At 32.2% G+C, this 13,476-nt stretch carries 17 protein-coding genes and 1 pseudogene; 11 read left to right on the top strand and 7 right to left on the bottom strand.

Features of this window, described 5'->3' with window-relative positions; all coding sequences use genetic code 11:
- Positions 1-34: 34 nt before the first annotated feature.
- Genes A5893_RS12320 through rpmB form a run of 3 tightly spaced genes read right to left on the bottom strand, consistent with a single transcriptional unit; the run spans position 35 to position 685 of the window.
- Positions 35-208, bottom strand: coding sequence for a DUF4295 domain-containing protein (locus tag A5893_RS12320; RefSeq protein ID WP_068822887.1), 174 nt, complete (start codon positions 206-208; stop codon positions 35-37).
- A 36-nt stretch (positions 209-244) separates the two neighbouring features.
- Complete coding sequence (rpmG, locus tag A5893_RS12315) at positions 245-427, bottom strand: 50S ribosomal protein L33 (protein WP_068822886.1); 183 nt, start codon at positions 425-427, stop codon at positions 245-247.
- Positions 428-451: 24 nt separating this feature from the next.
- Complete coding sequence (rpmB, locus tag A5893_RS12310) at positions 452-685, bottom strand: 50S ribosomal protein L28 (RefSeq protein WP_068822885.1); 234 nt, start codon at positions 683-685, stop codon at positions 452-454.
- A gap of 472 nt (positions 686-1,157) precedes the next feature.
- Between rpmB and acs the strand changes: the two genes are divergently transcribed.
- Together acs and A5893_RS12300 are read left to right on the top strand one after the other, a co-directional pair.
- The gene (gene acs, locus A5893_RS12305) at positions 1,158-3,065 is read left to right on the top strand and encodes an acetate--CoA ligase (protein WP_068822884.1); all 1,908 of its coding nucleotides are present in this window, start codon (positions 1,158-1,160) and stop codon (positions 3,063-3,065) included.
- A gap of 76 nt (positions 3,066-3,141) precedes the next feature.
- Positions 3,142-3,327, top strand: coding sequence for a CsbD family protein (locus A5893_RS12300; protein WP_068822883.1), 186 nt, complete (start codon positions 3,142-3,144; stop codon positions 3,325-3,327).
- A gap of 65 nt (positions 3,328-3,392) precedes the next feature.
- Here the strand turns inward: A5893_RS12300 and A5893_RS12295 are convergent, their stop codons facing one another.
- Entirely contained in the window at positions 3,393-3,746 is a 354-nt protein-coding gene (locus tag A5893_RS12295) for a DUF6249 domain-containing protein (RefSeq protein WP_068822882.1), read from the bottom strand.
- Between the two features lie 286 nt (positions 3,747-4,032).
- Here A5893_RS12295 and A5893_RS12290 point away from each other — a divergent pair, with 286 nt between their 5' ends.
- The 6 genes from A5893_RS12290 to A5893_RS12265 all read left to right on the top strand — a co-directional run bounded on the left by A5893_RS12290 (position 4,033) and on the right by A5893_RS12265 (position 7,488).
- Complete coding sequence (locus A5893_RS12290; protein WP_068822881.1) at positions 4,033-4,611, top strand: RNA polymerase sigma factor; 579 nt, start codon at positions 4,033-4,035, stop codon at positions 4,609-4,611.
- Positions 4,608-5,120, top strand: coding sequence for a hypothetical protein (locus A5893_RS12285; RefSeq protein WP_068822880.1), 513 nt, complete (start codon positions 4,608-4,610; stop codon positions 5,118-5,120). The genes A5893_RS12290 and A5893_RS12285 overlap by 4 nt, the downstream gene beginning before the upstream one ends.
- Before the next feature lie 127 nt (positions 5,121-5,247).
- Complete coding sequence (locus A5893_RS12280; RefSeq protein WP_068822879.1) at positions 5,248-6,282, top strand: AI-2E family transporter; 1,035 nt, start codon at positions 5,248-5,250, stop codon at positions 6,280-6,282.
- Between the two features lie 89 nt (positions 6,283-6,371).
- Positions 6,372-6,647 (top strand): YtxH domain-containing protein, encoded by a 276-nt coding sequence (locus A5893_RS12275; protein WP_068822878.1) that lies wholly within the window; start codon positions 6,372-6,374, stop codon positions 6,645-6,647.
- Positions 6,648-6,658: 11 nt separating this feature from the next.
- Complete coding sequence (locus tag A5893_RS12270) at positions 6,659-7,015, top strand: phage holin family protein (RefSeq protein WP_068822877.1); 357 nt, start codon at positions 6,659-6,661, stop codon at positions 7,013-7,015.
- A gap of 2 nt (positions 7,016-7,017) precedes the next feature.
- On the top strand, positions 7,018-7,488 hold the full coding sequence (locus tag A5893_RS12265; RefSeq protein ID WP_068822876.1) for a hypothetical protein: 471 nt from the start codon (positions 7,018-7,020) through the stop codon (positions 7,486-7,488).
- Positions 7,489-7,587: 99 nt separating this feature from the next.
- Here A5893_RS12265 and fcl read toward each other — a convergent pair whose 3' ends face one another.
- Positions 7,588-8,517, bottom strand: coding sequence for a GDP-L-fucose synthase (fcl, locus tag A5893_RS12260; RefSeq protein ID WP_068822875.1), 930 nt, complete (start codon positions 8,515-8,517; stop codon positions 7,588-7,590).
- A 61-nt stretch (positions 8,518-8,578) separates the two neighbouring features.
- Here fcl and trmB point away from each other — a divergent pair, with 61 nt between their 5' ends.
- On the top strand, positions 8,579-9,226 hold the full coding sequence (gene trmB, locus A5893_RS12255) for a tRNA (guanosine(46)-N7)-methyltransferase TrmB (protein ID WP_068822874.1): 648 nt from the start codon (positions 8,579-8,581) through the stop codon (positions 9,224-9,226).
- Positions 9,226-9,567 carry an MGMT family protein gene (locus A5893_RS12250; RefSeq protein WP_068822873.1) on the top strand — a complete coding sequence of 114 codons (342 nt, stop codon included), beginning with the start codon at positions 9,226-9,228 and terminating at the stop codon, positions 9,565-9,567. The genes trmB and A5893_RS12250 overlap by 1 nt, the downstream gene beginning before the upstream one ends.
- A 1-nt stretch (position 9,568) precedes the next feature.
- Here the strand turns inward: A5893_RS12250 and A5893_RS12245 are convergent, their stop codons facing one another.
- A complete protein-coding gene (locus A5893_RS12245; protein ID WP_068823137.1) occupies positions 9,569-10,192 on the bottom strand; it encodes a SprT-like domain-containing protein in 624 nt (207 codons plus the stop codon).
- Between the two features lie 7 nt (positions 10,193-10,199).
- The gene (locus tag A5893_RS12240) at positions 10,200-11,585 is read right to left on the bottom strand and encodes a LutB/LldF family L-lactate oxidation iron-sulfur protein (protein ID WP_068822872.1); all 1,386 of its coding nucleotides are present in this window, start codon (positions 11,583-11,585) and stop codon (positions 10,200-10,202) included.
- Between the two features lie 394 nt (positions 11,586-11,979).
- On the opposite strand from A5893_RS12240, the pseudogene A5893_RS18250 reads away from it, so the two are divergent.
- A pseudogene (locus A5893_RS18250) lies at positions 11,980-13,476 on the top strand (hypothetical protein); the annotation flags it as partial.

The raw sequence follows: 13,476 nt of genomic DNA, 5'->3' as shown, positions 1-13,476 counted from the left end.
TTTTCAGGATGGCTTTAATATTTTCAAGATATAATTATTCTGTAACGCTTTCTTTAGCAACTACAATTGCATCTTTAATGTGATCATTATGCGCAATCATTTCTTTAAAAGAATAAGCACCAGTTTTTGGTGATCTTACCATAGTAATCACTTTAGAGTACTCTTTACCTTTACCGGTTTTTAATGTTGCAACTACTTTCTTTGCCATGTTAAATATTTTTTACGCTAATAAATTAGCAATCAATTATTTGATTTCTTTATGAACAGTAACTTTTCTCAAAACAGGGTTAAATTTTTTAACCTCTAATCTTTCAGGAGTATTTTTACGGTTTTTAGTGGTAATGTATCTAGATGTTCCAGCCATTCCACTTCCTTTATGTTCGGTACACTCTAAAATTACCTGAACTCTGTTTCCCTTCTTAGCCATTATATTCGGGTTTTATATTTTTAATTAAATAGTTCCTTTTAAAACGAACCTGTTTATTGCTTCGGTGATACCAATCTTATTGATGGTTTTAATTGCCGATGTTGATACCTTTAAAGTAATCCATCTGTCTTCTTCGGGAAGGTAAAAACGCTTCATTTGAAGATTAGGGTAAAATTTACGTTTCGTTTTGATGTTAGAGTGAGATACTCTGTTACCTACTAACGTCTTCTTTCCTGTTAAATCACAAATTCTTGACATGACTGTTTTGTTGTTTCTGTTAAACCCCTTTTCACAAAGAGTTTGCAAATATCCTAAAATACTTTTGAAATAGCAACATCAATTCAAAAAAATGTTAAGGAATATTTTTAGCTCAATTTACCTATTAAATTATATTTAAAATTTGTTAATAGACTCTTACTTGTAGACCAAAAAATAATAGATTAAAATAATTTGGGCGTTCTCCGTCCGCTAGCTAGCGGACGGATCGGGCTATACACTAAATCTTTTTTGTGAAAAACAAAAAAGGATATCGCTCCTATCCCTAACGCAGCTAATAACAGAAATTGTGCTTTTACTTCTGTTTGCATTCATTTAGATTTTTCATAACCAAAAACAAAAACACTTTCATTTGTTTCCGACATCACCCTCAAAATATTCATTTTAACATATAATTCTTCATAATAATTTAAAACCCGTAATTTAACATCGTAAACCAAAAAACTTATTTTAAATGAATTTTCAAATAAAATCCATAGAAGAATATAACGCTGCATATCAAAAAAGTGTAGAAAAACCCGAAGAATTTTGGGCAGAAATAGCCGAAAATTTTCAATGGAAAAAGAAATGGGATAAAGTGCTAGACTGGAATTTTAAGGAGCCAAAAATAGAATGGTTTAAAGGCGCAAAGCTTAATATAACAGAAAATTGTTTAGATAGACACTTAAAAGATAAAGCAGATCAACCTGCTATCATTTGGGAAGCAAATGATCCAACAGAACATCATCGGGTTTTAACCTATAAACAACTGCATCAAAAAGTTTGTCTTTTTTCTAATGTCTTAAAAAACAATGGCGTTAAAAAAGGTGATCGAGTTTGTATTTATATGCCAATGGTGCCAGAATTAGCTATAGCAGTTTTAGCTTGTGCCAGAATTGGCGCAATCCATTCGGTTGTTTTTGGAGGTTTCTCAGCACAATCAATCGCCGATAGGATAAATGACGCCCAATGCGAAATGGTAATCACATCTGACGGTGGTTTTAGAGGTCCAAAAGATATTCCATTGAAAAATGTAATTGACGATGCCTTAGTTCAATGTTGCTCTGTTAAAACGGTTATCGTTTTAACAAGAACCAGAACGCCAATTTCTATGATTAAAGGAAGGGATAAATGGTGGGAAGACGAGATTAAAAAAGTTGAGACTTTAGGTTTAATAGATTGTCCCGCAGAAGAAATGGATGCCGAAGACGAGTTGTTCATTTTATACACATCGGGCTCTACAGGTAAACCAAAAGGAGTTGTACATACAACCGCTGGTTATATGGTTTACACTGCTTATACTTTTCAAAATGTTTTTCAATATCAACCTAATGATGTTTATTTCTGTACGGCAGATATTGGCTGGATAACCGGACATTCTTACATTATATACGGACCATTAGCTCAAGGTGCAACCACATTAATGTTTGAAGGCGTACCCACTTATCCAGATGCTGGTCGGTTTTGGGACATTGTAGATAAATTTAAAGTGAATGTTTTATATACCGCACCAACAGCTATTAGATCATTAATGCAATCTGGTTTAGATTATGTTAAAGATAAAGACCTTTCTTCTTTAAAAGTTTTAGGTTCTGTAGGCGAACCAATAAATGAAGAAGCTTGGAATTGGTACAATGAAAATATCGGTAAAGGAAAATGCCCAATTGTAGATACTTGGTGGCAAACAGAAACTGGCGGAATTATGATTTCTCCGTTGGCAAACATCATAAAAACAAAACCTTGCTTTGCAACTTTACCTTTGCCAGGCGTACAATTAATGTTGGTTGATGAAAAAGGAGATGAAATTAAAGGAAATGGAGTTTCTGGAAATTTATGTATCACTTTCCCTTGGCCAGGAATGTTGCGTACAACCTATGGAGACCATGAACGTTGTCGCCAAACTTATTTTGCTACTTATGAAAATAAATACTTTACAGGTGATGGTTGCATGAGGGATGAAGATGGTTATTACAGAATCACGGGTAGGGTAGATGATGTAATCAATGTTTCTGGACATAGAATTGGCACAGCCGAGGTTGAAAACGCTATAAATATGTTTACAGATGTGGTAGAATCTGCAGTTGTAGGTTACCCACATGAAATTAAGGGACAAGGAATTTATGCTTACGTAATCTTAAATAAAGAATCTGATGATGAAGAATTGACTCGTAAAGATATTTCAATGACGGTAAGCAGAATTATTGGTGCTATAGCTCGTCCAGAAAAAATCCAATTTGTAAAAGGTTTGCCTAAAACAAGATCAGGTAAAATAATGCGTAGAATTTTAAGAAAAATTGCTGAAGGAGATGTTGCTAATCTCGGGGACACTTCGACTTTATTGGATCCAACTGTAGTTGAGGATATTAAAAACAATAAGATTTAAATTTTGCTTTGGCACAATCCTTGGTTTATTATCAATAATTAATACAATTATTAACAAATACCAAAAATAAAACATCATGGATAAGTTAGAATTTAAAGGAGCATGGAATGAAGTTAAAGGAAAAGCAAAACAAGCTTACGCAGATTTAACTGACGACGATTTAACATACGCAGAAGGACAAGAAGACGAAATGGTTGGAAAAGTTCAACAAAAAACTGGTAAAACCAGAGATGAGGTTGTTGATTGGCTTAAAAGTTTATAAATAAAAAAACCCGCTTTTAGCGGGTTTTTTTATGCATGTTTATTTTTGAACTTTATAGATAGCAGTTATAAAGTTTCTTTCTTTTCTATCAGATAAGATATAAATAAACCTAATCCACCAAAAATGGCAATCAATGCAAAATAAATTGGAACATTTTTATCCAGATTTACACCACTTGCAATTTTAAAGACAGTTTGGTCTAATACAAAAGCCAAAAATAAACCTAAGCCAGCGCCGATAAGTAATAATCCCCATTTTAAATTTTTATATGGTTGGGGTTGTGCCTTAATAGAGCCAATATCTATTCCCTTTTCAATCATCGCCATACGCTCTTTATTGGCCATGTATCTTAGTCCGAAAATTGCTGCAAATGTGCAAATGAAAAATGTGATGGGTATTAAAATTTCTGGTCCGTTCATGATAATAAATTATTAAATTTTAAAATTCTTGTTGTTTTGCAGTTTATGACTACCTCAATTTTATTTAGGTTACAAGAAGTTTCATTTTATTTATTGAAGGGCATATTTTAATGTGAAGATTGCGTTAACGATAGGAGTGGCAGCTTTTTTTGCTTTTCACCATTACGCAATTAGCAAAAAAACTATAACGTATAGCGTGTTAAAACGCCCAAATTCAATTTTAATAATTTATTTTTAATAAACTATCGTAACCTGTATTCAATGTAAGTAGTCAAAGTATCTATAAATGCGAAATAAAAGTTCTGATTTAGAAATTATAGATGTGATACTTAACGGTAATCAATCGGCTTATGCTGATTTGGTTAAGAGACATCAGTCTTATGTTTTTAGTTTGGCTATGCGCTTTACCAGAAAAAGAGAAGATGCGGAGGAAGTTGCGCAAGAAACTTTTGTTAAAGCTTATAGGTCATTATCGCAATATAAAAAAGAAAGTAAATTTTCTACATGGCTGTATACAATTACCTATCACACTGCGATGACGCATTTGCGAAAGAAGAAATTGGAAACAAGTTCTTTGGATGATGAAGCAAATTTAATCCAACTGGAAAGTAAAGGTGCTTATGATGAATATTCTGTAGAGAAGAAATCTAGAAGTTTTTATTTAAACAAAGCAATTGGAATGTTGTTGCCAGATGATGCTGCAATTATTACTCTATTTTACCAAGGAGAGCAGTCTTTAGAAGAAATCGCAACTGTAATGAATTTAGAACCTAATACGGTAAAAGTTAAATTGCACAGAGCAAGGCATAAATTGAAAGAGAGATTAGAAACCCTTTTAAAAAATGAAGTAAAGGAGTTATTATGAAAGATGAAGAGTTAAGGATTTGGGACTATATTGATGGACTTTCTTCCGAAGATGAAAGAACCAATGTTGAACAATTAATTAGGACTGATTTAGTTTTTAAAGCCAAATATGAAGAGCTTTTAGCAGCTAATTCGGATTTTGATTTAATAGGATTAGATGCTCCCTCAATGGTTTTTACCAATAAAGTAATGCATCAAATTTATTTGGAAGCAAAGCCTTTATCGGCGAAGGCCAAAACGGATAAAAAAATTATCTATCTGATAGCAGGATTATTTGGTTTGATGATGGTAGCCTGTATTATGGTAGGGATTAATCAAATTGATTGGAGCATTAATAATTCTACACCTTTTAGTATAATGCCTAAAAATGGATTAAATCTTAAAAGCTTTAGCGGAGAGATTTCAAATGGTTTTATCAATAAATTTTTTTATGGATTTTTAATGTTTGATATGATAGTTGGATTGATGTTCTTGGATAAGTTGATGAGAAAAAAATCGCCTAGTTTTTAGATACCTTTTATTAATGTAATTATTCATTTGATAATATAAATTTTATAATGTTATTTGTGAAAGGAAGATAATTTGTAAAATAAAAAAACCGCTTATTGCGGGTTTTTTTATGCAACTTTATAATTGAATGTCGGTATTTACATATAAACAAAGGAATATTTTAGTGCTGGTGGCACTAATTTTTTTAGGTGCAATTATTTTATACAGCTTAAGAGAGTTATTTAATGCTTTTTTAGGGGCTGTAATTCTATATGTATTATGCAAACCATTATATGTTTATTTTAAGAAAAAGATAGGTAAGGTAGCTTCTGCAATTTCGGTATTATTTATATCTTTTGTAATTATCATCATTCCTTTCTTTTCTTTAAGCTATATGATAGTTAACAGAATGGCAATGTTTAAGAAAGATCAGTTTGTTATTAAAGCTATGATTTCTAGATTAGATGATTTTGTAGGACTAAAATTAAACCAGCCCAATTTAATAGATAATTATTTATCTAAGCTTTCAACTTTTGTACAGGATTTATTCCCTTCTTTATTAACCGGGGCATTAGGTGTTTTTTTAACCATAACAGTAATGTATTTCATACTTTATTTTATGTTTGTACAATCATCCGCTTTTGAAAAAAATTTATTAAAATATACTCCTTTAAGACAGCATCACGCTATTCAATTTGCAAAAGAGCTTAAAAACACCACATACTCAAACATATTAGGTCAAGGTTTAATTGCTTTTATACAGGGATCTTTAGTTACGTTATCTTTTTTTATTGTTGGCTTAGATGATGCAATTTTTTGGGGAGTTATTGGATTCTTTTTATCATTTATGCCAGTAATTGGTGCACCTGTTGTTACACTGCCAGCAACTTTATTTTTGTTTTTAAACGGCGATACCTGGCAAGGTGCTTTTCTATTGGTATTTACATTAGTTGTTATCATTAATATTGATAATGTAATTAGATTTATAATTAATAAAAAGCTAGCGGATACGCATCCAATTATTACTGTAATTGGTGTTATTATAGGTTTGCCATTATTTGGGTTTGTTGGTTTAGTATTTGGACCATTGTTATTAGTTTGGTTTATGCACCTTATTAATATTTATGAAAATGATAAAGCAGCTGAAGATAGATTAGAACATCGCTTAGAAAATACAGCGTAATTTTTAAATGATATTAGCTTTTTTTGGCAAGGTATTTTCTTAATGAAAATCGAAAAACAATTTTATTATTAATCTAAAACATTAAAAACATGGAAAATAATTCAAAATCATTAATTGCATTAATGGCAGGATTGGTTGCAGGAGCTGCTTTAGGAGTTTTATTTGCGCCAGAAAAAGGTTCAGAAACAAGAGATAAATTATCAGATTCTTTAAAAAATCTTGGAGATAGCATTAAAGAAAAAGCTGCTGAAGAAATTGATAATTTAAGTGAATTTAAGGATAAAGTTGTGAGTAAAATCAAATCAAAACTTCAGGTAGCTGAAGAAGATATTGATCAACTTGATAACGATGTAGAACACGCCTAATTTACCTACCAATGGAAAATACTGACCACAAAGGCTTTTCAGAGCTTTTTATAAAAATTAAAGATTATATTTCTACTACTGTTGAGTTAAAAAAACTAACCATTATAGAAAAAGTAGTAACAGGAGTTGGTAGTTTGGTTTCTTTAATGGTGCTAGCAATTGTTGGTTTATTTTTTCTTGTGTTTTTAAGTATTGGTTGTAGCATTTATCTTTGTACAGTTTTAGATAGCAGTTTTGCAGGATATTTTATAGTTGCTTTATTCTATCTAATTATTGCATTAATTATATTTTTTGGAAAAGGTAATTTGATTGCAAATCCATTAGCAAACTCATTGGTTAAAAGTATTTTTTCTACTAAAAAAGATTAAAAATGGAGACTCAAATTCAAAACTTACAAGACTTAAAAACAAGAATAGCTTTTTTAGAATTAAAACAGCTTGATGATGAATTAGTCATAAAACAAAAATTTCAATCAATTAAAGATACATTAACATCACCATTAAAATTTTTAAAAAGAATTGGTTCAATGGTGGGAATAACTCACAATAGTGGAGCAGCAACTCATTCAACTTCATCTACTAAAGCAGATTGGGTAACTAATTTTGGTCGCGTTTTTTTACCATTATTATTGAATAAAACATTATTAAGAAATAGAGGAATAATTGTTAAATCTTTAGTTTCTATATTATCTCAAAGAACAGTTAATTCTATGAGCTTTAATAAAAATGTATTGGTAAACTGGATTGATAAGGCTACTGGTTTTATTAATTCGACTAAGAAAAAAGTTAAGCCAGCTAAACAAATTGATTATGGTATTCCTCCGGGAAGCGAAACATATTAATATTATCCAGAAAGCCTCGAAATTTAATTTCGAGGCTTTTTTTTATTTAAATTTCGGTTCATAATATTCCAAAGAAATTAAGCCCTATTTTTCTTGCGATTATGAATGCTTATTTAAAAAGTCTTGGTAAGCCAGTTGAATTCCCTCTTTTAAATTAACTTTGTGTTTCCATCCTTTGCTGTGTAGTTTGCTAACATCCATCAATTTACGTGGAGTTCCGTCTGGTTTGCTGCTATCAAAAACTAAATCTCCTTTAAAGCCTATAATATCTTTAATCATTAACGCTAAGTCTTTAATGGTTAAATCTTCTCCAGTACCAATGTTAATTAAGTTTGGTTCATCGTAATTTTGCATTAAATAAAAACAGGCATCAGCTAAATCATCTGCAAATAAAAACTCTCGCATTGGGCTTCCGCTGCCCCAAATGGTTACGTGAGGCTCATTATTTTGTTTTGCTTCATGAAATTTTCTTATTAAAGCAGGTAAGACATGAGAGTTTTGAGGATGATAATTATCGTTATAACCATATAAATTAGTTGGCATAGCCGATATATAATTGCAACCGTATTGCGCTCTATAAGCATCACACATTTTTATACCCGTAATTTTTGCGATGGCATAAGGTTCGTTCGTTTCTTCTAATAATCCGGTCAATAAATACTCTTCTTTTAAAGGTTGAGGCGCCATTTTTGGATAAATACAGCTCGAACCTAAAAACATCAATTTTTTAACTTTATTTAAATAAGATTGATGGATAATATTGTTTTGGATTTGTAAATTATCAAATAAGAATTCGGCTCTATAGGTATTATTAGCTACAATTCCACCAACTTTTGCTGCTGCTAAAAAAACATAATCGGGCTTTTGTTCTTCAAAAAAATTTGCTACAGCAACTTGGTCTCTTAAGTCTAATTCTTTAGAACTTCTTTTTATGATATTTGTGAAGCCTTCTTTTTCTAGTTTTCTTATTATTGCAGAACCTACCATTCCGTTATGGCCGGCAACGTAAATTTTTGAAGATTTTTCCAATGGATCGTTTTTAAAAATATCGTCAAAGATAAAATTCTATTTTTGTAAAAAAACAATATTAGTGGCTAAAAGAAAATTACAACGATTTATAGAAGTTGGTACATTTAAGAATGTTAAACAATTAGAAGAGGGAAAAGAATTTAGAGGTAATTGGTCTAAATCTTTTTTTAATAACGATAATCCCATTGTTTTAGAACTAGCATGCGGTAAAGGTGAATACAGTGTTAATCTGGCGAAAAAATATCCAAATAAAAATTTTGTTGGGATAGATTATAAAGGAAATAGATTATGGATTGGTGCTAAAATGGCGCTGGATGAAAATGTAGAAAACGTAGGATTTCTGAGAATTCAGATACAAAATATTATGGATTATTTTGCAGATGATGAGATTGATGAAATTTGGATCACATTTCCAGATCCACAAGCGCAAAGTCCCCTAGAAAGAAAAAGATTGACAAATCTTACTTTTTTGAATAAGTATAAAACCGTTTTAAAAAATGGTGGGGCAGTAAATTTGAAAACAGATAATGATGGTTTTTATGAATATACTTTACAAAAAGTGGCGGAATTAGGTTTAAATGTTTTAGAAAAAACGGCTGATGTTTATAGAGATTTTCCTAATGATGAAGTTCTTTCAATCAAAACTCATTATGAAAGAATTTATTTGAATAAAGGTAAAAACATCAATTATTTAAAGTTTAAATTTTAATGGATAGGGCGTCTTTTTATGAGCAAGTTTATCAAGTTGTTGCCTTAATTCCAAAAGGAAAAGTAACATCTTATGGTGCAATTGCTCAATATCTAGGTTCAAAAAGCTCCTCAAGAATGGTAGGTTATGCAATGAATGGAGCTGTGAGTGTGAATCCTGAAATTCCAGCCCATAGAGTAGTGAATAGAAATGGACTTTTAACCGGGAAATTTCATTTTGAAGAGCCTAATAAAATGCAAGAACTTTTAGCCGCCGAAGGAATTGCTGTAGTTGATGATAAAATTGTAAATTTTAAGAATAATTATTGGGACCCAAATCTAGAATTAGATTTGAATAAGTAATTTAATTTTCTTCATTATATAAATAGACTTCAGCAATCGGACTAAAAAGATATATCAATCCAGTTTTTACTTCAACGCATCTAAATCGTTTCCTAATCCTATTTAACTTTTTAAAAACACGTCCATTTTTCATTACAAATTGTTGGTTTTCGATAATTTTATCTACATGAATTAAATTGGGGTCTTTTTTATCATAACTACTTAAAACTCTAAAAAGATTTAGATCACTACAACTAGAAGCCGCTGGGTTTTCTAAATAGGTAACAATTGCTCTTTTTATATCCATTGGGAAAACCTCAAATTCAAAAAACGGTTGCATCATTTTTTTAAAATTAGTCTTCCACTCTAAGCCATGAGGTTTTGCTTTGTTTGTAAATTCTTTCCAAGTAACCAGATGAGCAAACTCATGAACTGTAGTCACTAAAAAAGAATATTGGTTTAGATTATGATTAACAGAAATTTTATGTCCGTTTCCGTTTTGCGGAGGTCGATAATCTCCAAATTTTGTATTTCTTGTTTTAGAGATTTTAAAATCGCAATGATAAAAATCAATCCATTTCGCAATTAATTGTGCTGCTTCAATATGAATGTATTTAGAAAGGATATGAACTTTTTGATCAACCATGCAAAAATTAATCTTTTTGATTATGGTTATTTTTCCATTGCTTACTAAAGGATTTGACAGCAACTTTTGGAAGTTTTCTTTGTTCTCCCCAGGTTTTCTTAAAAAATTTAGAAAGGATAAAGTTTTTGAAATTCCCACCAAATTGATCCATAAAGCTTCTTTTCAACATTCCATTTTTCCAAAAATACCAACCTGCTTTTTCTGTCTTTGTACTTAAATCTTCCTCTACAGAATCTCGTCTATTTAGCAAAAGCATTTTGTGGATATCAATTTTTACAGGACAAACCTCGCTACATTTTCCGCATAGGCTAGAAGCATAGCTTAAATGTTTAAATTCTTTCATCCCTTTTAAATGCGGAGTTATGATAGAACCAATTGGTCCGCTATAAGTAGTATCATATGCATGACCGCCAACATTCTTATAAATTGGGCAGCCATTTAAACATGCTCCACATCTTATGCAATATAAACCTTGTCTTTGTTCTTTTTGGGCCAATAATTCTGTTCTGCCGTTATCTAACAATATAACATACATCTCTTCTGGCCCGTCTGTTTCATTAGCCTGTCTCGGCCCATTTAAAATAGTATTGTAAACAGTTAAATTTTGTCCGGTTCCATGGGTAGAAAGCATAGGCCAAAATAAATCTAAGTCAGTAATTGAGGGAATCATTTTTTCGATACCAACAATTGCAATATGAATTTTTGGAAAAGTTGTGGTTAATCTAGCATTTCCTTCGTTTTCTGTAATTGCGATACTTCCACAATCTGCAATTAAAAAATTTGCCCCAGTTATGCCAACATCGGCAGTAAGATATTTATCTCTCAGCAATTCTCTTGCTTTTAAAGTAAGTTCTTGTGGAGAGGCATTAACTGGTGTTCCAAATTTTTCATTAAATAATTTTGCGATATCCTCTTTGCTTAAATGCATAGCCGGAGTTACAATATGATATGGCTTTTGTCCCAATAATTGCACTATGTATTCCCCCAAATCAGATTCCAAAGATTCTATACCATTACTTTCAAGAAATTCATTTAAATGAATTTCTTCTGTAACCATAGATTTAGATTTTATAACACTTTTAGCATTAACCTTTTTAAGTATGTTTAGAATTTCTTGGTTAGCTTCATCAACAGTATTAGCCCATAATACCTTGCCTCCTTTTTTCTGAAAGTTACTTTCAAATTCGGGTAAAAGCTTATCAAGGTTCTCCATCACTTTCCATTTTGTTTGATGACCTTTCTTTTTAGCATTTTCCAGGTTTTGTAATCTACTCAATCCTCTATCTACAGCAGCGTCATATTTACCTATATTATTGTTAATAATTGATCTGTGTGGGATATCAAAAGATTTTTGGGTAGAAATTTCTACAAACTTTTCCGAGGTGTTAAGCATATATCAAATTTAACATTTCTTTTAAGTTTTTAATGCTTCTTTTGGTTACCTCATGTGAAAAAATATCATAACCATTACCACTACTCCTTCGTATAATTGATTAAGATGTTGGAAATGGACTGATAGTATTTGAAACTATGTTATTAACTTATAATTAATATTAGTTTTTGCATGTTGAAATAATAAATATTTTTTCAAATCATGTTAATTAAATTTAATGTTCAAAAGTTATTAACACTCTTTGCTTTAAATTGTGGAAAAGCGATGATTAATAATAATGTAGAAATTTTTCTCCATTATGTAGAAATAAATGAAACTACAAGTCAAACTAAAATTACTAAACATCAGAAAACTTAAATAACTATAATATAACAAACGCTCTTAAATAAATAATATGAAAAAATCCTTACTCTTCTTATGTTTTCTTTTTATTCTGTGTTTCGGAAACACTTATGCCCAAGACGGACTTAATGGTTTTCAGTATCAGGCAGTAGTAAGAAAAGCGGATGGAAAAGAGCTATCTAATCAAAAAATAAATGCCAGATTCACTATCCTTAGTGGATCTTCTAACGGTGTTGAAATATATAGTGAAACCCAAAGAGTTACATCAAATCAGTTTGGACTTTTTTCTCATATTGTAGGAAGAGGAACACCAACTTCTTCAATTAAATTAACAGACGTAGATTTTTCAGTCTCAAATTATTACCTAAAAATAGAACTGGACTTAAATAATGGTAATAATTTCCAACCTTTTGGAAGCTCAGAATTAATTGCAGTTCCTTTTGCTTTATATGCAAAATCAAGTGGAAATAAATCAAGTACAACTCCTGGCTCTAAAGGTCCAACTGGTGATAAAGGTTTAATTGGTGATAAAGGTCCACAAGGAGACAAGGGAATTAAAGGTGACACAGGCGATAAAGGAATAAAGGGCGATACAGGAGATAAAGGTGAAACGGGAGATAAAGGAGCACAAGGGGCAGCAGGACTACAAGGAGAAAAAGGTGTAAAAGGAGATGTTGGGCCAATTGGTTTAACAGGAGCAACTGGGGCTAAAGGATCAACTGGTGATAAGGGAGAAGTTGGTTTACAAGGGATTCAAGGGTTAAAAGGCGATATAGGCTTAACTGGTTCAATAGGATCACAAGGTCTCAAGGGAGATACTGGAGCGCAAGGACCAAAAGGAGATACAGGAGAAAAAGGTGCAACAGGAAATAATGGCTCAAACGGAACCAACGGAGCAACTGGAGCAAAAGGCGATACAGGTTCTGCAGGAACAAATGGATTAAAAGGAGATACTGGCGCAACAGGAACTAACGGAGCTGATGGTGTAAAAGGCGATACAGGAGCAATAGGCTCAGCAGGAACAAATGGAACTAACGGAGCTGATGGTGTAAAAGGTGATACCGGTGCAACAGGCTTACAAGGCATACAAGGATTAAAAGGCGATACAGGAGCAACAGGTGAAAAAGGCGAAACTGGAGTGACAGGTTCAGCAGGTACGAACGGCACAAATGGAATAGATGGAGCAAAAGGAGATACCGGTTCAACAGGTGAAAAAGGCGATACGGGTTCTACCGGAGCAACAGGAAATACTGGAGCAACAGGGGATACAGGTTCAGCCGGAGCAGCCGGAAATACCGGAGCGACAGGTGATAAAGGCGATACAGGTTCAACCGGAGCGACAGGCGATAAAGGCGATACAGGTTCAGCAGGAGCAACCGGAAATACTGGAGCGACAGGTGATAAAGGAGATACAGGTTCAATTGGAGCAACCGGAAACACTGGAGCGACAGGCGACAAAGGAGATACGGGTTCAATTGGAGCAACCGGAAACATTGGAGCGACAGGCGACAAAGGAGATACAGGTTCTACCGGAGCGACAGGCGATAAA

Source organism: Pedobacter psychrophilus (assembly GCF_001652725.1).
In the GTDB taxonomy this organism is placed as follows: Bacteria; Bacteroidota; Bacteroidia; order Sphingobacteriales; family Sphingobacteriaceae; genus Pseudopedobacter; species Pseudopedobacter psychrophilus.
The sequence above is the reverse complement of the archived record's forward strand: the minus strand, read 5'-3'. Positions and strand labels throughout refer to the sequence as shown.

What these genes read in the sequence shown, in the direction of transcription:
- A5893_RS12320 (WP_068822887.1), bottom strand. Translation starts at nt 208, where the DNA reads ATGGCAAAGAAAGTAGTTGCAACATTAAAAACCGGTAAAGGTAAAGAG.
- rpmG (WP_068822886.1), bottom strand. Translation starts at nt 427, where the DNA reads ATGGCTAAGAAGGGAAACAGAGTTCAGGTAATTTTAGAGTGTACCGAA.
- rpmB (WP_068822885.1), bottom strand. Translation starts at nt 685, where the DNA reads ATGTCAAGAATTTGTGATTTAACAGGAAAGAAGACGTTAGTAGGTAAC.
- acs (WP_068822884.1), top strand. Translation starts at nt 1,158, where the DNA reads ATGAATTTTCAAATAAAATCCATAGAAGAATATAACGCTGCATATCAA.
- A5893_RS12300 (WP_068822883.1), top strand. Translation starts at nt 3,142, where the DNA reads ATGGATAAGTTAGAATTTAAAGGAGCATGGAATGAAGTTAAAGGAAAA.
- A5893_RS12295 (WP_068822882.1), bottom strand. Translation starts at nt 3,746, where the DNA reads ATGAACGGACCAGAAATTTTAATACCCATCACATTTTTCATTTGCACA.
- A5893_RS12290 (WP_068822881.1), top strand. Translation starts at nt 4,033, where the DNA reads ATGCGAAATAAAAGTTCTGATTTAGAAATTATAGATGTGATACTTAAC.
- A5893_RS12285 (WP_068822880.1), top strand. Translation starts at nt 4,608, where the DNA reads ATGAAAGATGAAGAGTTAAGGATTTGGGACTATATTGATGGACTTTCT.
- A5893_RS12280 (WP_068822879.1), top strand. Translation starts at nt 5,248, where the DNA reads ATGTCGGTATTTACATATAAACAAAGGAATATTTTAGTGCTGGTGGCA.
- A5893_RS12275 (WP_068822878.1), top strand. Translation starts at nt 6,372, where the DNA reads ATGGAAAATAATTCAAAATCATTAATTGCATTAATGGCAGGATTGGTT.
- A5893_RS12270 (WP_068822877.1), top strand. Translation starts at nt 6,659, where the DNA reads ATGGAAAATACTGACCACAAAGGCTTTTCAGAGCTTTTTATAAAAATT.
- A5893_RS12265 (WP_068822876.1), top strand. Translation starts at nt 7,018, where the DNA reads ATGGAGACTCAAATTCAAAACTTACAAGACTTAAAAACAAGAATAGCT.
- A5893_RS12250 (WP_068822873.1), top strand. Translation starts at nt 9,226, where the DNA reads ATGGATAGGGCGTCTTTTTATGAGCAAGTTTATCAAGTTGTTGCCTTA.
- A5893_RS12245 (WP_068823137.1), bottom strand. Translation starts at nt 10,192, where the DNA reads ATGGTTGATCAAAAAGTTCATATCCTTTCTAAATACATTCATATTGAA.
- A5893_RS12240 (WP_068822872.1), bottom strand. Translation starts at nt 11,585, where the DNA reads ATGCTTAACACCTCGGAAAAGTTTGTAGAAATTTCTACCCAAAAATCT.